General features: G+C 33.5%; 2 pseudogenes. Both read right to left on the reverse strand.

The annotated features are described in order from the left end of the window. A pseudogene (locus ELQ10_RS08515) lies at window positions 1–124 on the reverse strand (3-oxoacyl-ACP synthase); the annotation flags it as partial. Beyond that, window positions 117–266, reverse strand: a pseudogene (locus ELQ10_RS08520) (phosphate acyltransferase); the annotation flags it as partial. The pseudogenes ELQ10_RS08520 and ELQ10_RS08515, both read right to left, overlap by 8 nt.

Here is a 266-nt window from a genome sequence, read left to right on the forward strand (position 1 = left end):
CTTTTATACCTGTGCGTCTTGTGATCCACTCATCTGTTGTATCAATAATCTTTTCAAGATCGTGATTACTTAAAATTTGTTCAGGTATATAAGAAGCTATACTTTTTAAACTCGCTTTAGGCATTGTATTTCTCAAGCTCCTTTTCTATTATTTGATTGATATTTGATTCACTAAAGTTAATAGCCTGAAAAATAGCATTTTTGATTGCTCTAGCATCGCTTTTTCCATGACTTATAATAACGCAGCCGTTGACACCAAGCAGTGG

This window comes from Campylobacter sp. US42a (genome assembly GCF_004379055.1).
Lineage (GTDB): Bacteria > Campylobacterota > Campylobacteria > Campylobacterales > Campylobacteraceae > Campylobacter_D > Campylobacter_D jejuni.